A 507-nucleotide genomic window follows, 5' to 3' on the forward strand; every position below is an offset into this window, starting at 1 on the left:
GCGACAGCTGGTCACTCTAACTTATCCGCATATCGGTAATACAGGCACCAATGCCGAGGATACCGAGTCTGGTAACGGTCACAAAGTATGGGCAGACGGTCTGATCATCCGTGACGCCACTATGGCCACTTCTAACTTTCGTAACTCAGAATCACTTAGTGACTACTTACAACGTAACAATACCGTCGCTATCGCTGAAATTGATACGCGTCAATTGACCCGCCTATTACGTGATAAAGGGGCTCAGAACGGCTGTATCATGACCGCATCAGATGGCGAGACGATCAGCGTTGAAGATGAGCAAAAAGCGATTGAGCTGGCACAAGGATTTGCAGGCCTAAAGGGCATGGACTTGGCAAAAGAATGCTGCACGACAGAAAGCTTTGAATGGACAGCAGGCACATGGGATCTATCAGACACCCTACTCAACCGTGATGTCGCAGGTAGCCATGACAGTGGTACTGGCGGCTTCTTTAAGCAACTCGGCACTCATATTGATGCCAAATT

At 48.9% G+C, this 507-nt stretch carries 1 protein-coding gene; it reads left to right on the plus strand.

The window, feature by feature from the left end; genetic code table 11:
* Positions 1-507 (plus strand): carbamoyl-phosphate synthase domain-containing protein (locus ACS8FC_RS21175; protein ID WP_439298227.1); only part of this gene is annotated, 507 nt, incomplete at both ends.

This window comes from Psychrobacter sp. 1Y4 (genome assembly GCF_051847555.1).